Source organism: Candidatus Chloroploca sp. Khr17 (genome assembly GCF_004138165.1).
Lineage (GTDB): Bacteria > Chloroflexota > Chloroflexia > Chloroflexales > Chloroflexaceae > Chloroploca.
In genome coordinates this window covers 118,169-139,085 of the sequence record NZ_RYFF01000001.1, presented here as the reverse complement: position 1 = coordinate 139,085, position 20,917 = coordinate 118,169, and the positions used below count along the sequence as shown (strand labels likewise).

The window sequence follows — 20,917 nt, the reverse complement described above, 5'->3', positions numbered from 1 at the left end:
GGTATAATGAAACCAACCCCTTGAGATAGTTAGTTCGTAATCGTACGTGGAGCGTTTCCCATTATGGGTCTTTTTTCACAGCAAAGTGCGCCGCTGACCGAGCAACAGGTGCTTGCGGCGTTGAGTACCGTTCAAGAGCCCGAGCTTGGTGGTGACCTTGTCTCGCGGCGTATGATCAAAGATGTACGCATCAATGGTAGCAGCGTCCATTTCACCATTGAATTGACGACCCCGGCCTGTCCGCTGAAAGATCAAATCCATGCCGAGGCCGAAGCTGCGGTGCGTACCATTCCTGGTGTTGAAGAGGTCACGATTGAGTTTACGGCCAATACCCGTCGTCCGGCGGGCATCCCCGATCAAGCCCCTATTCCCGGCGTGGCCAATGTGATCGCCGTCGCCGCTGGTAAAGGCGGCGTGGGCAAGAGCACCATTGCGGTGAATCTGGCCGTGGCCCTCGCGCAAGAGGGTGCACAGGTTGGGTTGCTCGATGCCGATGTCTTTGGCCCGAGTTTACCCTTGATGCTGGGCGTCAAAGGTCAGCCCGAGGCTTTCCAGAATGACCAGGGTGAAGCGATGATGATCCCGCTCACCGGCCACGGCATCAAGTTGATCTCGGTCGGGTTTCTGATTGATGAGACCCAGCCGGTGATCTGGCGTGGCCCAATGGTGAGCCAGTTGTTGCGGCAGTTTCTCTACAATGTGGATTGGGCACCGCTCGATTATTTGATTATTGATATGCCCCCCGGTACCGGCGATATTGCGCTGACCCTCGCCCAGAGCCTGCCGCTCACCGGGAGTCTCATTGTCACGACGCCGCAGGCGGTTGCGACGGTTGATGTCGTCAAGGCGATGGAGATGTTCAAGAAGGTGAATGTGCCGTTGCTCGGCATTGTCGAGAATATGGCCTATTTCCAGGCGCCTGATACCGGAACTCGCTACGATATCTTTGGTAGCGGTGGTGCGGCACGGCTCTCTGAGCAACTCGGGGTTCCCTTGCTCGGTCAGATCCCCCTGGGTATGGCTGTCCGCGCTGGTGGTGATACTGGTGCGCCGGCAGTGATCAGTGATGCCGATGATGCCTATGCCGATCGGTTCCGCGATGTTGCCCGCAAGCTCGCTGCCAGGATCAGTGTGTTGAAGTTTGTCGCAGCGTGAGAGGCTGCCTGAAGGAGTGCCGGTTTATGGTTTTCAAGGAAATAATCCGGTACGTGCGACACGGGCGAGGCCTCACAGGTTTGGTCGAGCGGATTCATTTTTGGAAAACCGTTAGTAGTCTGTAACAAAAGTTTCCCGGTAGCACCGCCGACCACGAATACTGAGCAGGAATAAACGAATATGCGCGTTGCGGTGCGGTATTCGTTTCTGCGTGGCCCCATTCGTGGTCGGCGAACGACACCAGAAAACGTACGTTACAGACTAATTAGCCGGCACTCCGGAGCAACCCGTTGACGTTTGCGTCAGCCTCTCAGGATGCAGAGTAATTTGCCCTCGTTTGTGACCGTACCATCGGCACCAACGAGGGCAACGCACCCGGTGGATATAAAGTGACAATGAGGTCATGCAGCCATGGAACGTGATCCAATCAAGGCGACTATCCCGTTGACCTTTTTTGAGCCACGGGAGATCCCGACCTATGCGACCGATGAGCCGGCCCGTGATAGCTTTGGGCGGCGCATTGATTATCTGCGGGTTTCCCTGACTGATCGCTGCAATATGCGCTGTGTTTATTGCATGCCCGCCCTTGGGATGCAGTTTGCCCCGCGCCCCGAGTTGCTGACCAACGATGAGTTGTTGCTGGTGATCCAGGCGGCTGCCGCAGCCGGTTTCCGTAAGCTCCGCTTGACCGGTGGCGAACCGACGCTGCGTCAGGATATCGTCGAATTGATCGCGGCGATGAAAGCAGTGCCAGGCATTGAGCATGTGGCGATGACGACGAATGCGCTGCGTCTCCGTCGCCTCGCCGGGCCACTCAAAGAAGCCGGTCTCGATCGGGTCAATGTGAGCATTGATAGCCTCGATCCCGCCAAGTTTCGCCAGATGACCCGCGGTGGCAATCTCGATGAGGTCTGGGCGGGTATTCAGGCCGCTGATGAGGCTGGCCTTCATCCAATCAAGCTCAATGCCGTCATTGTGCGGGGCATGAATGATGATGAAGTCGTCCAACTCGCGGCCCTGACAACCCGGCATCCCTGGGAGTTCCGTTTTATCGAGGTGATGCCGCTGACGGGGGTAGCCGGCCTCGCCGAAGAGGGTGTCATCAGTACCGCTGAATTGATTGCCCGCATCGAGGCCCATTTTGGTGCGCTGACCCCCTATGGTCAAGATCCAGCCGATCCCGCCCGGCGTTATCGCATCCCCGGTGCCCCCGGCAAGCTTGGTTTTATCAGTGCCGTCACCGATCCCTTCTGTGCAACATGCAATCGCATGCGCCTCACAGCTGATGGGCGGCTCCACCTCTGCCTGTTGCGTGACGACGAGGTTGATCTCCGTTCGGCCATCCGCGATGGCGCGACGGTCGCGGCGATCGAGCAGATCGTGCGCCACGCCGTGCAGATCAAACCCTGGGGCCACGGCCTACCCGAAGGTGTCTTGCCCACCGTGCGTGGCATGTCCCAGCTTGGCGGGTAGAGAAACCCGTGCCGATGCAGGTGAAAACGACCAGCGAAGCTGGTCGTTTTCACCTGCATCGGCACGATTATGCGCTTAATACAGCATATCCCCTTTGATAAAGGCCGTTGTCCGGGGGTCGCGTGGGGCTTCAAAAAAGATTTCGGTGGGGGCGAGTTCGATGATACGCCCGTCGAGCATCAAGGCGACACGTTGGGCGAGGCGTCGTGCCTGAAAGATGTTATGCGTAACGAGGATGATCGTCGTGCCACGGCGGTGTGCCTCAGCGACGGTGCGCTCGATCGCGGCGATGTTCGCCGGATCAAGGTTGGCCGTTGGCTCATCGAGCAGCAAGACCTCTGGCGCAATGACGAGCGCTCGCGCCAGGGCCACCCGTTGCGCTTCGCCTCCCGAGAGGGTATGGGCTGCCGCCCGCGCCAAGTGGGCCAGGCCCACTTCCGTGAGCGCTTCACGCGCACGCTCGCGTGCCTCTGGATGCCGCCGTAAACGCAAACCATAGGCGACGTTGTCGAGCACACTGCCACTGAGCAGGGCAGGCCGTTGAAAAACGGTCGTCACGCGCCGTTGGAGCGCGAGCGGCACCCGTGAGCCAAGCACGTGGCCGGCAAACCGTACCTGACCCTGCACAGGCGTCTCGAGAAAGTTGAGGATGCGCAGCAACGTGCTTTTGCCTGCGCCCGATGGCCCCACGAGCGCCAGCAACTCGCCTCGTTCGATCTGCAACGATGGGATATCGAGCACCAACCGCTCGCCGTAGCGTTGCTGGATCGCCTCAAGTTGATAGATTGGCTGGGCCTTCATTGCTTCGCTTTGAGCAAAGTACCCTGGAGTTGCAACATCGCCAGGTTGATCACGAAGGTGATCCCGAGCAAGACCAGGGCGAGGGCAATTGCCACATCAAAGGCTCCCTTGCGCGTTTCCAGCACAATAGCGGTCGTCAGCACCCGCGTCGAACCCTGGATATTGCCCCCAACCAGCATCACCGCACCTACTTCCGAGATGATTCCACCAAACCCGGCAATCAATGCCACCAGCACGCCCACCCGCGCTTCCCAGAGTATCGCGAGGGTCGTTTGGGTTGGACTGGCCCCCAGGGCGCGGATCTGTATACGTAGCGCTGGATCCACCGCGAGCACGGCCGCCATCGTAAAGCCAATCACCAGAGGGAGCGCCAGGATGACCTGGGCAAGCACCATCGCACTTGGGGTGAAAAGCCAACCAAGAAAACCGAGCGGGCCTGAACGCGAAAGCAAAAGAAAGACAGCCAGGCCGATCACGACCGGGGGAAACCCCATCCCCGTATAGACCAGGGCAATGACGAGTTGACGCCCTGGGAAGGTATGCAAACCAATCAACGAACCAAGCGGAACGCCAATAATTGAACTGACCACCAACGCAAGCCCAGAGACTTGCAACGAGAGGATGATGATCGCCCAGACATCGCTGTTGCCACCAACCAGCAGGTTGATCGCTTCTTGCCAGTAATTCATGCTATCTTTTCTGATGTTGCCGTTCTGAGCGTCCGCGCCATTTAGTGGTGTGTAACAAAAGTTTCCCGGTAGCGCCGCCGACCACGAAGAACCCTCACGAATAAACGAATATGGGCTGCCCCATGCGCTCTTCGTTTATTCGTGGCCCCGTTCGTGGTCGGCGAACGACCCCAGAAAACGTAAGGTTACAAACTATTTAGGATCTGGCGCAGAAGTTTGCTGACACACCTCTGGCATTGCCACTCATCGCACGCTTGGCGTCCAGATACGTTTGCAACACCCTTCACGCCTTTGCGTCAAATCATCAGCAAACGGACGACACAACCTCCTTACGTCGCGGCAGGATAAAAGAGCGGTTGCCCAAAACGCTCGGCACCATACGCACCAATCATTGCCTGCGTTTCGGGTGAGGTAAGCCACGCGGCAAATTCTTCGGCCAGGGTCGCATTGATGCCCTCGTGGCGGTCTGGATTGACAGGGATAACGCCATACGGATTGCGCAAACGCGGATCCTGATTCTCGGCAACCGTCGCTCCGCCAACCAGGATCGTCAGATCAGGCAAACTGTCACGCATCGCAAGAAACGTACCACGATCAGTGAGCGTATAAGCTTCTTGCTCATTCGCCGTAATCAATGTTTCGCCCATGCCCTGCCCAAGTGAACGATACCAGTTCAATTCAGCTGTCGGTGTAATCCCAACCGAGCGCCAGATGCCTAGTTCGGCTGTTGAGGTACCGCTATCGTCGCCCCGTGCGGCAAACACCGAACCTGTTTCGGCAATCAATGTGAAGGCCTCAGCCGCAGTTGCGATGCCTGCAATCCCGGCGGGATCCGCAGCAGGGCCAACCACCACAAAATCGTTATACATCACATCGCGACGATTGATGCCATAGCCATCGGCCACAAAAGCATCTTCACGGGCACGGGCGTGTACTAGCACCACATCAACATCGCCACTCTCCCCAAGCGCCAGCGCCTGCCCTGTGCCTACCGCAATCACTTCGACCTGCGCATTGAAACGCGCTTCAAAATCGGGCAGAATGGCCTCGAGCAGGCCCGAATCAGCGGTCGAAGTTGTTGTTGCTAGCCGCAATACCTGTGGTTCCGCTGCTGGAGGTTCGGTTGGGGTAACTTGTGCCTGAGGTGCTGTACCGCAGCCAATGAGCGCACCCAGCATAAGCACGACGACGAACATGTAAATGACGTTTCTCAAGAGTCTTCTCACTTTCTAAGCATCTTCCATCGGCAGTTGGGGGCCGTAGGCTCCCAGGAATCTTTCATTCACTGGAAACAAACCGGCTACGCTGGCTTGTTTCCAGCGAATGAAGGTACATTTGGGGCGGAGCCCCTAGGCATAGGTTGAGGGCTCTACCCCTGAACCTATGACATATGAGGCATCCACGCGGTATGCAGCGCATCATACCCTGGCAGCGCCTGAATAGCCGTACGCAACGCAGGTGTTACCAGTGTTTCGAGCAACACGCCAAACCACGGCGTTGCCATATCACTCGTGCGCACAGCAAGGTCATAACGTTCGATGGTTAAGGGGATAAAAGCGAGATCCATCGCTTTTGCCGCAGTATGCAGGCCTAGGGCGACATCGGCACGGTGGGCGGCAATCGCTGCGGCTGCCGCAAGGTGGGTTGTCACCGTCCGAACGGGAGGCTCAAGCAGGCCAGGTGCAAGGCCAGCCTGGGTGAGCAGGTGGTGATAGAGTGCGGCGGTTCCCGATCCTGGCTGGCGTGCGACAAAACGCAGCCCTGGCTGGGCCAGGTCTGCGATACTGCGTAGTCCGAAGGGGTTGCCATGGCGTACAATCAAGCCCTGCTCGCGTTCGGCCAGGGTGATCAATTGAATGGTGCCAGCAGGCGCAAGCGCCGCGATCGCGGCTTGGTTGTAGGTTCCCGTACTCGGGTCAAGCAGATGCATCCCCGCCAGATCCGCTTCACCATTCACGAGTGCCCGCAGCCCTGCCATGCTCCCCACGGCCTGCCATTTCAGGTCAAGACCAGGATCGAGTTTATGCAACTCGCGCCCCAGCAGATCAAGCGAGAAATCATGGCTCCCCTCGAAGCGGATATGTCGCTCGTTCCCTGTCACCGCTTGCCGCGTGGGGGGCGGCGCAGGACGCCAGCGTTCACCCTCTTCGCGTACCAGCTCACTCAGAACTTCGATGCTGATACCCGCAGCCAAACCATCGCGCACCAGGGTCTCAACAGTTGCCTGGAGACGAACTGCCGCCTCAGGCGAGCGTACGGGTTCAGCAATAGAGGCCCCGCGCCCGGGGCGGCTTTCGATCACGCCCTGGTTGCTCAATTCTTGATAGGCGAGCAGCACCGTATTGCGATGCAGGCCAAGGTCTTTGGCAAGCGCCCGTATGGTTGGCAAACGATCCCCTGCCTGTAACTGACCACGCGCACACGCTGCTTTGACCTGAGCCACAATTTGCCGATACATCGGTTCATCAGCATGCCGGTCGAGGCGCAACCACTCCATTGCAATACCACCATTAGCATACATGTCACAGTGACAACAGTGCCAATCATATCACATCTTGGGTGGATGTGTGGCAGCAAAGCTGCCACACATCCACCCAAGATGCCAAGTGCATTATCCATCGATAAACTGGTACAATAGTAGAATGAAGCACCATCAGACAACAAATCAGGATCTCACCATGCGTACATTGCTCCGTTCTACAACTGTTTTGAGCATGGGGTTGACAGTTATGGGCCTTTTCCTTCACAAGTTCAAAAGGGGGCGGATGCGTGTGGCCGCTCATCCGGCAGCCATGCCGCCTGAGCGTCGCGAGGCTCACCGGCGCATCAAGCTCACCGGGGCCGCTAATTTACGCGATCTGGGTGGCTATCATACCTACGACGGGCGTCGGGTTCGCTGGGGGTCGCTCTATCGTTCCGATCACCTGCACCACCTGAGCCGTCGTGATCAGCAGGTTCTGAAGCAACTGGGCCTAGTCACCCTGATTGATCTGCGCAGCGAGGCCGAGCGTGTACGGCAACCGAACCGCTTGCCAGCCCATCATGGCATCAACGTCGTCGAAATTCCCATTCTCGAAGAGACGAGTAGCCTGATGGCTGATCTCCGCGAACGTTTCGAGCGCGGAGACCTCGATGGCATTGATCCCGCTGCGCTGCTCAGCGAAGCCAACGAACAGTTTGTTACCTGCTTTACACCGTCATTCCGCCAGTTTATTCAGACAGTCCAGACGACTGGGGGCGCACCGCTGCTCTTTCACTGTACTGCGGGCAAAGACCGTACGGGTTTTGCGGCAGCCCTCACTTTGCACTTGCTCGATGTCCCTGGCGAGACCATTCTGGCCGACTATTTGCGGTCGAATGAGTATACCATCAGCGCACGGCGGCGTGAGTTAGCGTTGATTCGCTTGACCCGTGGCGAGCATGCCGCGAGCCTCGTGCGGCAGCTTCTTGGGGTTGAAGCCGCCTATTTGCAGACTGCGTTTGCGACGATTGATCGCATCTATGGCTCCTTTGATGCCTATGTCCGTGATGGGCTTGGTTTGCAAGAGGAGGATCTGGCGCAGTTGCGCAGCGCTCTCCTCGAGTGATACCAATGGCGCTGCAAGGTAGCGCTCTGTCTTGCTGAGTACCAAGTGGCCCACGGGCCAGTGGTGTGGAGCGAAACAGTGCCGGTGCGTAGCCTGCACGGTCACCCCGAACGGAGTGAGGGGTCTTCCGTGCGGATCCGTGCAGATTCCTCACTCCGCTCCGCTGCGTTCGGAATGACAGAGGACACACTGTAGCCGACAACACGGTTTGTTGCTTAGGAGCGCAGCGAAGCATCGCTGCCGTTGAGAAGCCAGAGTCCCTTCACTGCGCTCCTAAGACGTAGTGCCGACTTCAGTCGGCTGAGGCCGACTAAAGTCGGCACTACCACTCCGTAGGGCGCAAACTGTCACGTGCCTACGAACCTTGCCCAAGCAACAAAACCTCATGGTCGGATCGCAACGCCTCCGCGGTCATGCCGAACGGAGCCGCAGGCGCCGTGAGGAATCTGCACGGATCGTCATGGAAGACCCCTCACTTCGTTCGGGGTGACATGGGCGGGCCGGTGCACCACCCTGGTTGCTCACGGCATCACTGGCCCACCGGCCATGTGATACTCAGGGTGACAATGTGGCCTTTTCAACGGTAAATAGTGTACCCTCGGAGTGCCGGCTTTAGCCGGCTAAAGCCGGCACTCCGAGGCAAACCGTCGCCTTTTCAGACAGCCTCTACGGCGTGTTTTGCACCCAAAAAATGCCAATTCATGCTGGCATTTTTTTGGGTGCGTTTGGTGGACGTTTTGGGAGAACGAGGACTCAAAAGATCGAAGAGCGTTCTTCGAGGCGACGATCGATCGTCGCTTGAATCGTCGTGCGCACCAGTTCGGAGAGGCCGAGCACGGTCAGCGGATCATCAGCTTCCGCAGGATCATACATATCGGTGCGCAGCGGCTCACAGAAGGTAATGCTCCAGCGAGTTGGCAAAGGAATAAAGCCGAGCGGCCCAAGCCACGGGAAGAAGGGGGTCAACGGGAAGTAGGGCATCCCCAGTAATTTCGCCAGATTCTCGGCATTGGCAAACATCGGGTAAATCTCTTCAGCCCCAACGACCGCCACGGGCACAATCGGAGCCTGAGCGCGAATCGCCGCCTGGACAAAGCCACCGCGCCCAAAGCGCGCCAGTTTGTACCGGTCTTTGAAGAGCTTGCCCACTCCCTTCAAGCCCTCGGGAAAGACGCTAACCAGTTCATCCTGTTCGAGCAACCGGATCGCATTTTCGGGGAGACCGGGCACCTGGCCGAGGGCGGCGAGGGCGGGAGAGACAAAAGGCAGGGTGCTAAACCAGTGCAGGTGCATACTGCGCACAAGGCGCTGATTCTGGGCTGGATGCTCTTCGGCAACCGCCGTGGCAATCATCGCGCCATCCCACGGCAACACACCACTATGGTTGCCCACCAGCAGCGCTCGACCCTCAGCGGGCACATGCTCAACCCCTTCGACCGAAACACGCCACCAGGTACGGTAGAGAAACATCAGTGACGGACGGACAAGATCGATGATTTCGCGATCCATGCCGTACGCATCAGTCACATACTGACCACTCATCCGCCGTTTGATAAAGGCCATCTGCTCATCAACCTGATACCGCAAGATCATCCCGATGCCCTGCCAGAAGGCCGGATCGAGATAATCCTTCAGATCGATGCCGCGCAGCATCTCATTGACCCGCTCGATCTGCTGGTCGGTCATCTGGCGCATATTGTCAGCAATCAACTTGAGGGTGCCTGCGGCCAGTTTGCCCATTGCATCCACATTGGTATTGGTCTGCTCGGCAAGATTGCGCAATTCAAGCTCGTTCTCATAGAGACTGCTGGCACTCGCCCCACTAATCGGCACATCATCGTCATGCGCGTGATCGTTCTGGCGATCACTCCAGAAGGGAGGAGGTGCCGATGTTCGCGCACGTTGAACGGGTGGGGGTGGTGTCGTCACCAGAAGTTCCTCTTCTTCTTCAGCGAATACCGGAGGCTTCGGTGGCGCATTCCGGTTGCCCATGGCTGCGGCCTTGCGGGGCGTAGGTGGTGGAGGCGCACTCATGACCGGGATCTCCTCCTCGATCTCACCAGGCTGCTCTTCAGGCCGCTGGTTTTGACGCACGTCATCACTCATCATGCACTCCTTCGTTCCGACGCTCTAAAAAGGCACGCAAGGCTTCGGCAGCCAATTCACGACGTGCCAGATCAGGCTCATCAGCTTGCAAGGCCATCAACGTATCGACTGCGCTATGCTCTGGAGCCCACCCGAGGTCGCCATGGGCACGGCAGGTGTCAACAATGCAGCTATGGCGTAAGAAACTTAACTCAAACGGCCAGTGACCGAGGATCGCACGATTTCCCATCGCAAACGCCAGCGACACCACTGGTTCAAGCACTATTTTTGCTTTTCCACCGGCCAGTTTGATGGCCTGCGAAAGACAGATGGTATCGCTAGAGGCGAGGTTGAAGGGCCCCGGTGCGTGTGACAGGGCCGCCATAGCAAGCCCACCAGCCGCATCTTCTAGATGCAGCAACTGTAAACAGGGATCGAATCCGGCCAGCATGGATGGGTTGGGTTGCCGGAGATAGGTAATCAGAGGGGAGCTATCACCGATCAGCGGGGCACAGCGCACAGGCACCAGCGACAATTGCGGATGGCGTGCGGCAAACTCCGCGCTAAACTGTTCTACTTCAAAGACATCACGGAGCCACCCCGGGCCATTGATTTTGGCGAGGGGACGATACTCGGCGATATATGTTGGATTCAGCGGATTCGCCCCATAGAGTGCCGTATGGCTACGCAAAACCACGCGCTGGACACCAGCTTTGGCGCAGGCCCCCAGCAACTCCATCGAGCCGAGCACATTCTGTTGGACAGCTTCTTCGCGACTGGCCCCATGTTCAACGAAGGCAAGCTGCACAACGACATCAATCGCCTCGGCGCGAAGCAACTCGACCATCTGCAAACCGCTCAAATGGGCAAGAAGCCAGTCAGCGCGTCCAACTGGTGCAGGCGGCGTTTTGCGTCCCAAACCAATAATGCTCACTTCGGGAAAGACACTGAGCCGCTGCGCCACCTGTGCCCCCAGGTGACTATCGATCCCATTGATCAAAACCCTTGTCATCCTGCCCCCTCAGGCTGTACGACGCTTTCGCGCAGCCACTGCTCGAGGCCCGCTTTATCAAGATCAGAGTGATTCAAGGCCCGAAAGATCCACGCCAATTCTGCCGTTCCGATTGCTGCCTGCAATGCGGCCCCGTTGACCTCAAGAAACCGCAAAAGAACCAACAATGCAGTTGCATCATTTGCCCCTATAAAAGGATGGCTTTTGACCAACATATAGACAAGCACGGCAGCTTTGCTGCACAGATCAGGATAGAGTTCGGCCCCGAACATCGCTTGTTGCGGCGCACTCAATACGGTCTGGAGACGATCCTGGCTCTTGATGCCCAAAAGACCACCGTAGCGCTCAACGGCATACGCATGCAGATCAAGCAGATCGTCTTTGGTCAGATAGTGCATCATTACAAGCCAGTAATTTGTCGAAATGCCTGGTCGTACTTATCGCTCACACCTTTTGCCCAGTCGCGCAAGTGCGGGCTCATCGGGCGACGGAGCAAAATTTCTTGCTCGGTAAAGATTAACTCAACGAGTTCCTCTTCACCAAGCCCTGCGGCACGAAGCCAGCCTTGCACAACAGCCGGCAAATTCTCACGCTCAATCGTAAACGATCGTGGCATTCACGCCACCTCCCCTTATGATTCGCGCCGACGCATATGGGGAAAGAGAATGACCTCACGAATAGTAGGACGGTCAGTCAGTACCATGAGGATGCGATCAATCCCCATGCCGAGGCCACCCGTTGGCGGCATCCCATACATCAGAGCGTTCAGATAGTCACGATCCATCTGATGGGCTTCGTCATCACCGGCGGCAAAATCGCGCCCCTGATCAAGAAACCGTTGTTCCTGGTCAAAGGGGTCGTTCAATTCGGTAAAGGCATTGCCCAGTTCCATCCCGACCGCAAAAGCCTCGAAACGTTCAGTAAAGGCTGGATCGTCAGGCTTGCGCTTGGCCAGCGGCGACAGAGCCACTGGATAATCAATGATAAAGGTTGGTTGGATCAGCAAGGGTTGCACATAGACGCTGAACAACTCATCAACCTGTTTCGCCCAGGTCTCTTTGCGTTCGACCTTCAGGGTGCGGGCATTGATGGCGTGGTGAAGGGTTACGAGATCATGCGCCTCACTGATATCAATCCCGGTCTGTTCGACAATCGCACCCGTCATCGACAGTCGCGGCCAGGTACCCGTGAAATCAATCACCTGGCCTTGATAGGCAGCCTGCGGGCTTCCAGTCACGGCAATTGCCATGGCGCGCATCAACGCCTCGACCAGATCCATCATATCATGATAATCGGCATAAGCCTGGTAACATTCCATCATGGTGAACTCGGGGTTGTGACTACGGTCGACTCCCTCGTTGCGGAAGTTTTTGCCGATCTCGTAGACCCCGGGAAACCCGCCGACGATCAAGCGCTTGAGGTAGAGCTCGGTTGCGATACGCAGATAGAGTTCCTGACCAAGGGTATTGTGGAAGGTCTTGAATGGTCGTGCGGCGGCCCCCCCATAGAGCGGCTGCAGCACCGGCGTTTCGACTTCGAGGAACCCCCGCTCATCAAGCACCCGGCGCATCGCCGTCACGGCTGCCGCCCGTGCCCGAAAGACCTCACGTACCTCGGTATTGACGATCAGGTCAAGGTAACGCTGACGATGACGTTCTTCAACATCAGCTAGCCCCGCCCACTTTTCTGGAGGAGGGTTGAGTGCCTTGGCAAGCATCGTCAGGCTCAGCACAAAGAGTGACGCTTCACCGGTCTTCGTACGGCGCAGCGTACCAGTTGCCTGCACAATATCAAAGGTGTCAAGATCGTCGCGAAAGCGTTCAAACCAGTGATCACCAAGGTCAGCGCGGCTCAGCCAGAGCTGCAGCGTCGCCGTGCCGTCCTCGATATGGGCAAACGCGAGTTTGCCCATAATGCGACGGGCACCCACAATGCGCCCAGTCACCGTAAGCTCAGTCTGCTCGGCCTGCAACGTAGCAAAATGGGCCATCACCTCGGCAAGAGTATGGCTACGGTGGGCGCGGGTTGGATAAGGCTCGACACCGGCGGATTTGAGACGTTCAAGTTTGGCCGCACGCTGAGCCTGAAGATCGTTTAATTCCATCAGTTCACGATTACCCTGCAGCAAACGCTGACGTGCAGCATCTCGTTTGTTACCGCACCTTCACAACGGTGAGTTTCATCACACCTGAAGGTGTTTGCACGGTCACTTTATTGCGGGCGCGCTTCCCCAGGAGCGAAGCCCCGATCGGCGACTCGTTGGAGATACGACCTTGACGCGGGCTTGCCTCGGCACTGCCCACAATCGTCCAGGTTTCTTCCTCACCGTCTTCTTCGAAGCGTACGGTCACCGAAGAGCCTACGCGTACTTCGCCATTGCTGATCTGGTCTTCATCAATCGTCTCGGCGCGTGAAAGAAGGCTGCGCAATTCGCGGATCCGGCCTTCCAGGAGGGCCTGCGACTTTTTGGCATCCTCGTATTCACCACTCTCCGAGATGTCACCAAGTTCTTTGGCTGCGGCAATACGCTCGGCAACCTGCTTGCGCTCAACCGTTGAGAGTTCTTCAAGCTCAGCTTCGAGCTTTACGCGGCCCTCACGCGTCAAATATGTCGGCTTGTCTGTCATAATTTCGCTGCCTTTAGTCCTGTCACGTTGGCCCATAGGAGCGACAGTATGGAAGGGTCGCCTGGGGGCGATCCCTGCTCCCGGGCGATGCAAAATGAAGAAACTGAGAGCAGTACTCTCAGTTGTGTTGACGGGTCGCACAGCCTGGCACCGGCTTCTTGCAACCGTTACATATGCCAATTATAGCGGGTGTCTGCGTAGTTGTAAAGAACCTTGACGGAACCGCCCCTTTACGTTAGGATCTCAACGCACGTCTTTTGCCTTGGGAGCAGTAGCATGGGCCTGAATCAGACGATTTTTCGCGCCTACGACATTCGTGGCATTGTCGATGATGATCTCGACGAAGCGGTCTATACACAGCTCGGTCAGGCAACCGGCACCTTGATCTGTCGGCGCGGCGGCCAACGGGTCGTGGTCGCCCGCGATGCGCGGCTCAGTTCGCCCCGTTTTGCCGCCGCGCTGATTGATGGTTTGTGCTCGACCGGCTGTGAAGTGCTCGATATTGGTCAGGCACCAACGCCGGTTATGTATTTTGCCGTCGAGCATTTGCGCGCCGATAGCGGGGCGATTGTGACGGCGAGCCACAATCCCCCAGCCTTCAATGGCCTGAAGTTGCGCCTTGCCCATCCCGTGTATGGGAGCGAACCAGCCCCTTCTGAGATGATCCAGGAGGTCGGGCAGCTTGCCTTGACGGGTGATGTGGTGCAAGGCAAAGGAAGTGTGACCCACCTTTCGGTTGATGAGGCGTATCTGCAGAATGTGACCGGGTTACTCAGTTTTGCCGGCAAACGGCCCCGCGTCGTGCTCGATGCAGGGAATGGGGTGGCCGGACCTATTGCAATGGCAATGTATGAGGCACTTGGCCTTGACGTTATTCCCCTCTTTATTGAACCAGATGGCACCTTTCCGAACCATCATCCCGATCCGCTCAAGGCCGAAAATCTGCAACAATTGATCGTGGCGGTGCGTGAGCATCAGGCTGATCTCGGGATCGGGCTCGATGGTGATGGCGATCGCCTCGGTGTGGTTGATGGCGATGGTACCATCGTCTTTGCCGATCGCTACCTGATTGCCCTCGCCACGTATCTGCTTGGTCGCCGCAAAGGGTCAGTGATTTTTGATGTAAAATGTAGTGCTATCTTGCCTCAGGCGATTCGTAGTCTGGGGGGGACGCCAGTATTGTGGAAGACCGGGTATACCAACCTTTCGGCCAAAATGCGTGAGACGAATGCGGTCCTCGGGGGCGAGCTCAGCGGCCATACGATTATCCCTGAAGAAGGCCACTATTTTGATGATGGGGCTTTTGCCGGGGCTTATCTGCTCTATGCGTTGCATCAACTTGGCACCAACCTGCGCGAGGTTCTGGCCCCGTATCCGATCTTGCCTTCGATTGATGAAGGGCGTATCCCTTGCGCTGAGCAAGATAAGTTTCGCGTGATTGAGCATGTGTACGAGTATTTCCGTGCCACACACCCGGTGATTGATGTTGATGGCGTACGCGTTGATTTTGGCGATGGCTGGGGCCTGCTCCGTGCTTCGAATACCGAACCAGCTCTGACCAATCGTTTTGAAGCCCAGACGATGGAACGAGCGCAGGCCATCCGCGATCTGATGATGGGTGTCGTGGACAAACTCCGAAGGCGCCTATGACCCAGCGTTACCGTCCGTATGCATTGGCCTGGCAGGCTATCTATAGCGCGGATTTTACCCTTGATCAGGTGCGTCAGCGGGTGATGACGCTGGCGCGTGGCTTGAGTACACGCAAGCTGAGTTGCCTCGTGGCGTATGATACGCGGTTTATGGGGCCGCTCTTTGCCCGTGATTGCCTCGAGATCTTGCAAGCACACGGCGTTGAGGCTAGTCTCGCCAGTTCGCATATGCCGTTGCCCGCTCTGCATCACGCGCTCGATGAGCATCTCGCCCCCTGTGCGCTCTATGTGTCGGCATGCAATCGGCCCTATTACTACAATGGCCTTGCGCTCCTCACCGATGGTTCGGTCCAACTTTCGCTTGAGCCAGATCCAGCCCAGGCGACGGCCCCACTCTTTCCCCATGCTGATCCGTTACCCGCCGATCAACTCGTTGATCTGCGGCTTCCCTATTTTGCGGCGCTCCGTGAGGCGATTGATCTTGACCTGATCCGCCGTACCTCCCTGACCATTTTTGTTGATGCAATGAATGGGACGGCAGCCGGTGTTGTGCCCGCCCTCTTGAGTGATAGTGGGCAGACCCGGGCGATTGAAATTAACCGCGAACCAGATCCGCTCTTCGGGCGCAGTACCCCCGCCCCGGTGACCGCCGGGCTCAATCGGTTGAAAAAGCTCGTCCGTGAAAGTGACTCGCACCTCGGTCTGGCGATTTCAGCTGATGGAACCGCGCTGGCCCTCGTTGATAAGAATGGTGAGCAACTCGACCCGGCCGAGACGGCGCTCTTGATCGCAACCTATATGGCTCGTCAGTATCGTCAACGCGGGGCTGTGGTGATCCCGCCCCCCGACCTAGCCTCGCCGCTCGCTGGTCTGCCACGCGTCACGGCTTGGGAAGAACAGACTGGTCTGCGCGTCGAAGGTCTGCGTGATCCCGCCGAGCGCCTCGTTGAATTGCTTGCCCTTCCACGTCAACGCCCCGTTGTTGGGGCTACGCCCGACGGTGAAATTATTATCGGACGCTATGCAGGATATGCTGATGCGATTCTGGCCGGTCTGGTGTGTATTGAAATGGTTGCGCGCAGTGGTGGCAATTTGCGTAGTTTGATTGATGCCCAGCGTGAACAGTTGCTCAAACCCTAAGCAAGCCAGGTCGCTTGCTTCGACCAATTTTTATGCGTAATATTATTCGTCGGTTTGCTTCACTCGGTTACCTGACTGCTCCCCTCGCACTGACGTTTGTGGGTGTGGTGCTGCTATCACTGGGTGTCGCCTATCTGTTCATTCACCTCTACCGTTCCCTCGAGGATCTACCCACCTTCTTTTCGATCCTGACGTTGCAATTTATGCCTCGCCCATGGCGCGCTGTGCTGTTGAGTGGGGCCGGGGCCGTCGTGCTTGCCTTTGGCCTCTGGCAATTGAGCGGGGTGATGATTATCCCGCTCCGCCAGGGGGAGACCGGTGCAGGCGATGATGTGGTGCTCGGGTATCGCCGTGATGCCCCCCCCAAGTTGGTCGTGCTCTCGGGCGGCCCCGGTATGCTGATTCTCAGCGCGATGGGCGAACAGGTTCGCCAGTTGACCTGCATTGTTCCGGTGCAAGATCCGGTTGAATATTACTACCGTGCCTCGGGGCTCTTTGCGACCCAGAATGTCTATTATGTGGTGCCAACCCCCGAGCCAATCCAGGTGATGGCGCACCTTGACGATGGTACCTCAATTGATGTGCGTCACCTCTCCTTGAATCAGCAGATTGCCCCACGCCACGTCGTGGATCTTCACCTCGCACGCAACCCTGCGTCTGAGTCGATTCAGGTCACTCGCCTCGCCCTCGAGGCGCTCCGTGAGGCCGATGCGATTATCCTTGGCCCCGGAAGTCTCTTCGAGAGCATTCTCCCTAATTTATTGATTGATGATCTGCGTGAAGCGATTGTCCGTAGCAAGGCGCGCAAGATCTATGTCTGCAATCTGATGACCGAGCCCGGACGAACCACGGGGTTCAGCGTGGCGGATCATATTCGGGCGATCAAGACGTTTGGTAATTTCACCCCCGATGTTGTCCTGGTCAATGCCCAACGCATTGACCCCGAAGTCTATCGCCTCTATGCAGCCGCGCTGCAGTCGCCGGTAGTGCTGTCACCTGAAGAGTATGAAGAGACGGCCCTTGTGACGGGGACGAATGGTGGTTCCGCAGGCCGCCGTGGGGTGATGATTGAGGGGAGCCTGGTGATCGAGGCCGATCTCGCCTCGTCGGTGATCCAATATACGGCCTCGCTCAATAATCCCGCCGAACAACGTGCCGTGCGTGTGTTGCGCCACGATAATCAGAAGCTGAGCCGGGCTATTCTTGCGCTCTTACGCCAGGGGTGACACATGAGCCTCATTGTCTTTGAAGATGAATTGTGGCAGCGCTTCGCAACGCTTGTGCAGGCCCGCCCTGTCTTTGAATTGCGCATTGGTGGCTATACGGTGCGTGAGCGGATCGAGGCGACCGTACGCTCGTTGCGGCGTGATGAGACATTGGCCCTGGGTATGGCGCGGCCTCATTTGATGAAGTGCTTCGGTCCTTCCGCAGGGTTGACGGCGTTTCTTCAGGCTGGTGAGCCGGTTATCTTGGTCAATGGCCGTGCGCTCGATCTGGCCTGGTTGCCCCGGTTGCTGGCCGAGCCATTGAATACGGTCTATCTCGCCGGCGATACCCTCCTGGCGGCCTATCTCTCACCGGCCCTGGCGAGTGCCGTGCTCTATTTTGTCCAGTCACAGCACACGAGTGATGCGCGTGATGAGTTGTTGCGCTTTGCGCGGGCGCATGATCTTGGCCCCGATGAGCCACCCCTGCTGCTTGGCTTTCCCTGGGATCTGATCAATCAGTCGGGTGAGCAACTGGTGCGCGATCTGCCGCTCCTTGAACAACGATTGCCGTTGCTCACGACCGCGCTGCCCAATGTCGTGGTACGCGGCGAACGGGTCTATGTTGATCCACGCGCCCGCCTCGATGGGCCGCTGGTGTTGGATGCCCGCGATGGCCCGATCTTTATCGAGGCCGAGGCCCATATCGAGCCCTTTAGTTTTCTGCAGGGGCCAGCCTATATTGGCCGGGGGAGCCTGATTTCTAGCGCTCGTATTCGCGGCGAAACGGCGATTGGCCCGGTTTGCCGCGTCGGGGGTGAGGTCGAAGCGAGCATTATCCAGGGCTATAGCAATAAACATCACGATGGCTTTCTCGGCCATTCCTGGCTCGGTGAATGGGTCAATATTGGGGCGATGACCACCAATAGCGATCTCAAAAATAATTATGGCAATATTCGGGTCAATCTTGAAGATCTTGGGCAGTTTGATAGTGGGGTGATCAAGCTCGGGATGTTCCTCGCCGATCATGTGAAGCTCGGTATTGGCCTGTTGCTCAATGGCGGCACCATGATTGGCACAGGAAGCAATGTTTTTGGATCGCAGAACATTCCTAAAAATATTCCTCATTTCACCTGGGGTGGCGATACGCTGCGCGAGTATCGCATTGATGGCATGATTGGCGTCACTCGCACGGTGATGGGACGGCGCAAGCGCGTGTTGACCTCTGATTACGAGGCGTTGCTGCGGGCGGCCTTTGAGTTGACCCGAGCGAGCCGTGGGGCAGTCGCCCAAGCCCCTGTTTCACGGCGTGACTATGCTTCGCCCCGTGCCCTGGCGCAAGCCGAGCAAGAAGCCATTGCAGGCTGAGAGTGAGGCGTTGATGCTGACCAGACGTGATCTGCCCAGTGTTGATCGGTTGCTCCAGGTGGTACGCACCGAGGCCGATCCAGCGTGGCCTGGCGCGTTGCTCCGTGAGGCGGTACGCGCCGAACTCGACGATCTGCGTGGGCGCTTGCAGGCCGGGGAAAAACGTGAGGCCGTGCCGCCCGAGGTCTTGTTGCGTACCCTGGCTGAACAGGTTATCGCCCGCATCACCACCGAACTTCGCCCTAGTCTGCGCCCGGTGATCAATGCGACCGGGGTGATTATTCAGACCAACCTGGGACGTGCCCCGCTCAGTGTAGCGGCTCGCGCTGCCATGCACGCAGTTGCCCCTGGTTATAGCAATCTTGAGTATGATCTCGTTGTCGGCAAGCGGGGCAGTCGCAATGCTCACCTCGAAGCGCTGCTGACCCGATTGACCGGGGCCGAGGCGGCGCTGGCCGTCAATAATAATGCGGCCGCCGTCTATCTGGCGCTGATTGCGTTGGCGGCCGGGCGCGAGGTGATTGTCTCACGCGGCCAGGCGGTCGAGATCGGGGGCGGCTTTCGCATCCCCGACGTCCTTCGCCAGAGTGGGGCAACGCTCGTTGAAGTTGGCACGACCAATCGCACCTATGCGCGTGACTATGCCGCAGCCATCACCGAGCGCACCGCAATGCTGCTGCGTGTGCATAGTAGCAATTTTCGCCTGGTTGGCTTTGTTCACGAGGCCAGCCTCGCTGAACTGGCGACCGTCGCACAGACCCACGGGGTGCCGCTGGTCGACGATCTTGGCAGTGGAACCCTCTTGCCGACCGCCCCCTTTGGCCTCGCCCCCGAGCCAATGGTACAAGAGAGTATCGCAGCCGGGGCTGATCTCGTGACCTTCAGCGGTGATAAATTGCTTGGCGGGCCACAGGCCGGGCTACTGGTAGGCCGCGCAACATTGATCGCTCAACTCCGCCGACATCCGCTCGCCCGTGCGCTACGCCTCGACAAGACGACGATTGCCGGCCTCGAAGCTACGTTGCGCAGCTACCTCCGTGGGCAAGCACTCAACGAAATCCCCGTGTGGCAGATGATCAGCGCCCCCTTGCCTCGCCTCCAGGCGCGCGCCGCAGCGCTCGCCGCAGCACTGCAAGCGGCGGGCATCGCCGCCAGCGTCATGCCGTGTCGCAGTGCCATCGGCGGAGGCTCGCTGCCCGGCGAGACCCTGGCAAGCGTTGGCGTTGCTGTGTTGCCAGGGCCGGTCGGGGCCGAAGTGCTGATGCAACGCTTGCGCCTTGGTGAACCTGCGGTCATTGCGCGCATCAGCGACGCGCAGATCCTCTTTGATCTGCGCACCGTTGGTGAAGATGAAACCAATGCGCTGGTTGCGCGGGTGCTTGACGCGAGCTAATTCTCGACGCGGTGGAAGGTCTCGGCCATCGGTAGGCCGAAGGGTTCGCCGCGTTCAATGGCCCACTGGCGGATCAACTCAGCCAGTTCCACCTGATCGGTGCCAAGCTGACTCACATGGCAGCGCAGAGCCGCGAGTTTCAACTCGAAGGTCGTTGAAATATCAACCGCAAAATTGAGGTGCGGTGCCCCCACGACAAAGAGTTCTTTAACGCGACTCGGGGGCAAGCCCTCGGCCAGTAACTCGGGGAAATCCCAGCCATTCTGGGCTGCCGGATAGACCGCTGCCAGGCTCGCCTGGGCGGCAGCCAGATGATCGGGATGGTAACGTCCAATCACATACCCCGGCGTCCAGACCCGGTCAGGTGACTGACAGACAAAGCGATAGGCCCTGGTACGGCGGATCTGGCGCACAATATCGCGGCGTAGCGCAAGACTAGGTTCGAGCATCCCATCGGGATAATCGAGAAAGACCACCTCCTTGAGGCCCATCACTTCTCCTGCGGCGCGTTGTTCAGCTTTCCGAATGTTGCTAATCCGACGGCGCTCTGCTGGCCCCACATCAATGGCATCATCAGGCCCGCCCCCGCTGCCATCCGTACAGACCACCAGGGTCACCTCCCACCCTTCTTGCGCCCAGGCCGCAAGGGTCGCCCCACAACTAAATTCGGCATCATCGGGATGGGCGACAACAGCCAGAACGGTGCGTTGCTCATCAGCGGGACTGGTCATAC

General features: G+C 58.0%; 19 protein-coding genes. 8 read left to right on the top strand and 11 right to left on the bottom strand.

Going from position 1 to position 20,917, the window contains the following annotated elements; genetic code table 11:
- The first annotated feature begins 63 nt into the window (after positions 1–63).
- Positions 64–1,155 carry an Mrp/NBP35 family ATP-binding protein gene (locus EKD05_RS00580; RefSeq protein ID WP_129670360.1) on the top strand — a complete coding sequence of 364 codons (1,092 nt, stop codon included), beginning with the start codon at positions 64–66 and terminating at the stop codon, positions 1,153–1,155.
- 411 nt (positions 1,156–1,566) lie between these two features.
- Complete coding sequence (gene moaA, locus EKD05_RS00575) at positions 1,567–2,628, top strand: GTP 3',8-cyclase MoaA (RefSeq protein ID WP_129670359.1); 1,062 nt, start codon at positions 1,567–1,569, stop codon at positions 2,626–2,628.
- A 75-nt stretch (positions 2,629–2,703) separates the two neighbouring features.
- Here the strand turns inward: moaA and EKD05_RS00570 are convergent, their stop codons facing one another.
- The 4 genes from EKD05_RS00570 to EKD05_RS00555 form a co-directional block, all read right to left on the bottom strand.
- Entirely contained in the window at positions 2,704–3,429 is a 726-nt protein-coding gene (locus tag EKD05_RS00570; protein WP_129670358.1) for a phosphate ABC transporter ATP-binding protein, read from the bottom strand.
- On the bottom strand, positions 3,426–4,118 hold the full coding sequence (locus EKD05_RS00565) for an ABC transporter permease (RefSeq protein WP_129670357.1): 693 nt from the start codon (positions 4,116–4,118) through the stop codon (positions 3,426–3,428). The genes EKD05_RS00570 and EKD05_RS00565 overlap by 4 nt, the downstream gene beginning before the upstream one ends.
- A 329-nt stretch (positions 4,119–4,447) precedes the next feature.
- Positions 4,448–5,332 carry a substrate-binding domain-containing protein gene (locus tag EKD05_RS00560; protein WP_205703829.1) on the bottom strand — a complete coding sequence of 295 codons (885 nt, stop codon included), beginning with the start codon at positions 5,330–5,332 and terminating at the stop codon, positions 4,448–4,450.
- 167 nt (positions 5,333–5,499) lie between these two features.
- A complete protein-coding gene (locus tag EKD05_RS00555; RefSeq protein WP_165360517.1) occupies positions 5,500–6,615 on the bottom strand; it encodes a substrate-binding domain-containing protein in 1,116 nt (371 codons plus the stop codon).
- A 268-nt stretch (positions 6,616–6,883) separates the two neighbouring features.
- Here EKD05_RS00555 and EKD05_RS00550 point away from each other — a divergent pair, with 268 nt between their 5' ends.
- A complete protein-coding gene (locus EKD05_RS00550) occupies positions 6,884–7,705 on the top strand; it encodes a tyrosine-protein phosphatase (protein ID WP_165360516.1) in 822 nt (273 codons plus the stop codon).
- Positions 7,706–8,458: 753 nt separating this feature from the next.
- Here EKD05_RS00550 and EKD05_RS00545 read toward each other — a convergent pair.
- Genes EKD05_RS00545 through greA form a run of 6 tightly spaced genes read right to left on the bottom strand, consistent with a single transcriptional unit; the run spans position 8,459 to position 13,429 of the window.
- Entirely contained in the window at positions 8,459–9,814 is a 1,356-nt protein-coding gene (locus tag EKD05_RS00545) for a lysophospholipid acyltransferase family protein (RefSeq protein WP_240695561.1), read from the bottom strand.
- Positions 9,804–10,802 (bottom strand): NAD-dependent epimerase/dehydratase family protein, encoded by a 999-nt coding sequence (locus tag EKD05_RS00540; protein WP_129670354.1) that lies wholly within the window; start codon positions 10,800–10,802, stop codon positions 9,804–9,806. The genes EKD05_RS00545 and EKD05_RS00540 overlap by 11 nt, the downstream gene beginning before the upstream one ends.
- On the bottom strand, positions 10,799–11,203 hold the full coding sequence (locus EKD05_RS00535) for a type II toxin-antitoxin system death-on-curing family toxin (RefSeq protein WP_240695560.1): 405 nt from the start codon (positions 11,201–11,203) through the stop codon (positions 10,799–10,801). Before EKD05_RS00535 ends, EKD05_RS00540 begins: the two co-directional genes overlap by 4 nt.
- A complete protein-coding gene (locus EKD05_RS00530) occupies positions 11,203–11,418 on the bottom strand; it encodes a hypothetical protein (RefSeq protein ID WP_129670353.1) in 216 nt (71 codons plus the stop codon). The genes EKD05_RS00535 and EKD05_RS00530 overlap by 1 nt, the downstream gene beginning before the upstream one ends.
- A gap of 15 nt (positions 11,419–11,433) precedes the next feature.
- On the bottom strand, positions 11,434–12,906 hold the full coding sequence (gene lysS / locus EKD05_RS00525; protein ID WP_129670352.1) for a lysine--tRNA ligase: 1,473 nt from the start codon (positions 12,904–12,906) through the stop codon (positions 11,434–11,436).
- Between the two features lie 49 nt (positions 12,907–12,955).
- Positions 12,956–13,429 carry a transcription elongation factor GreA gene (gene greA / locus EKD05_RS00520; protein ID WP_129670351.1) on the bottom strand — a complete coding sequence of 158 codons (474 nt, stop codon included), beginning with the start codon at positions 13,427–13,429 and terminating at the stop codon, positions 12,956–12,958.
- A 276-nt stretch (positions 13,430–13,705) separates the two neighbouring features.
- On the opposite strand from greA, the gene EKD05_RS00515 reads away from it, so the two are divergent.
- From EKD05_RS00515 to selA, 5 genes are read left to right on the top strand one after another with little or no spacing between them, the layout of a single operon-like run.
- Complete coding sequence (locus EKD05_RS00515) at positions 13,706–15,079, top strand: phosphomannomutase/phosphoglucomutase (RefSeq protein WP_129670350.1); 1,374 nt, start codon at positions 13,706–13,708, stop codon at positions 15,077–15,079.
- Positions 15,076–16,218 (top strand): phosphoglucomutase, encoded by a 1,143-nt coding sequence (locus EKD05_RS00510; protein ID WP_129670349.1) that lies wholly within the window; start codon positions 15,076–15,078, stop codon positions 16,216–16,218. The genes EKD05_RS00515 and EKD05_RS00510 overlap by 4 nt, the downstream gene beginning before the upstream one ends.
- Positions 16,219–16,232: 14 nt before the next feature.
- Entirely contained in the window at positions 16,233–17,444 is a 1,212-nt protein-coding gene (locus EKD05_RS00505; protein ID WP_240695559.1) for a 2-phospho-L-lactate transferase CofD family protein, read from the top strand.
- Positions 17,445–17,447: 3 nt separating this feature from the next.
- Entirely contained in the window at positions 17,448–18,791 is a 1,344-nt protein-coding gene (locus EKD05_RS00500) for a putative sugar nucleotidyl transferase (protein WP_129670347.1), read from the top strand.
- 13 nt (positions 18,792–18,804) lie between these two features.
- Entirely contained in the window at positions 18,805–20,184 is a 1,380-nt protein-coding gene (gene selA, locus EKD05_RS00495; RefSeq protein WP_370374865.1) for an L-seryl-tRNA(Sec) selenium transferase, read from the top strand.
- Here selA and EKD05_RS00490 read toward each other — a convergent pair.
- Positions 20,181–20,915, bottom strand: a complete 735-nt coding sequence (locus EKD05_RS00490; RefSeq protein ID WP_129670346.1) for a PIG-L deacetylase family protein — start codon at positions 20,913–20,915, stop codon at positions 20,181–20,183. The two genes, selA and EKD05_RS00490, sit on opposite strands and share 4 nt — an antisense overlap.
- Positions 20,916–20,917: the final 2 nt, after the last annotated feature.

What these genes read in the sequence shown, in the direction of transcription:
- EKD05_RS00580 (WP_129670360.1), top strand. Translation starts at nt 64, where the DNA reads ATGGGTCTTTTTTCACAGCAAAGTGCGCCGCTGACCGAGCAACAGGTG.
- moaA (WP_129670359.1), top strand. Translation starts at nt 1,567, where the DNA reads ATGGAACGTGATCCAATCAAGGCGACTATCCCGTTGACCTTTTTTGAG.
- EKD05_RS00570 (WP_129670358.1), bottom strand. Translation starts at nt 3,429, where the DNA reads ATGAAGGCCCAGCCAATCTATCAACTTGAGGCGATCCAGCAACGCTAC.
- EKD05_RS00565 (WP_129670357.1), bottom strand. Translation starts at nt 4,118, where the DNA reads ATGAATTACTGGCAAGAAGCGATCAACCTGCTGGTTGGTGGCAACAGC.
- EKD05_RS00555 (WP_165360517.1), bottom strand. Translation starts at nt 6,615, where the DNA reads ATGGAGTGGTTGCGCCTCGACCGGCATGCTGATGAACCGATGTATCGG.
- EKD05_RS00550 (WP_165360516.1), top strand. Translation starts at nt 6,884, where the DNA reads ATGCGTGTGGCCGCTCATCCGGCAGCCATGCCGCCTGAGCGTCGCGAG.
- EKD05_RS00545 (WP_240695561.1), bottom strand. Translation starts at nt 9,814, where the DNA reads ATGATGAGTGATGACGTGCGTCAAAACCAGCGGCCTGAAGAGCAGCCT.
- EKD05_RS00540 (WP_129670354.1), bottom strand. Translation starts at nt 10,802, where the DNA reads ATGACAAGGGTTTTGATCAATGGGATCGATAGTCACCTGGGGGCACAG.
- EKD05_RS00535 (WP_240695560.1), bottom strand. Translation starts at nt 11,203, where the DNA reads ATGATGCACTATCTGACCAAAGACGATCTGCTTGATCTGCATGCGTAT.
- EKD05_RS00530 (WP_129670353.1), bottom strand. Translation starts at nt 11,418, where the DNA reads ATGCCACGATCGTTTACGATTGAGCGTGAGAATTTGCCGGCTGTTGTG.
- lysS (WP_129670352.1), bottom strand. Translation starts at nt 12,906, where the DNA reads ATGGAATTAAACGATCTTCAGGCTCAGCGTGCGGCCAAACTTGAACGT.
- greA (WP_129670351.1), bottom strand. Translation starts at nt 13,429, where the DNA reads ATGACAGACAAGCCGACATATTTGACGCGTGAGGGCCGCGTAAAGCTC.
- EKD05_RS00515 (WP_129670350.1), top strand. Translation starts at nt 13,706, where the DNA reads ATGGGCCTGAATCAGACGATTTTTCGCGCCTACGACATTCGTGGCATT.
- EKD05_RS00510 (WP_129670349.1), top strand. Translation starts at nt 15,076, where the DNA reads ATGACCCAGCGTTACCGTCCGTATGCATTGGCCTGGCAGGCTATCTAT.
- EKD05_RS00500 (WP_129670347.1), top strand. Translation starts at nt 17,448, where the DNA reads ATGAGCCTCATTGTCTTTGAAGATGAATTGTGGCAGCGCTTCGCAACG.
- selA (WP_370374865.1), top strand. Translation starts at nt 18,805, where the DNA reads ATGCTGACCAGACGTGATCTGCCCAGTGTTGATCGGTTGCTCCAGGTG.
- EKD05_RS00490 (WP_129670346.1), bottom strand. Translation starts at nt 20,915, where the DNA reads ATGACCAGTCCCGCTGATGAGCAACGCACCGTTCTGGCTGTTGTCGCC.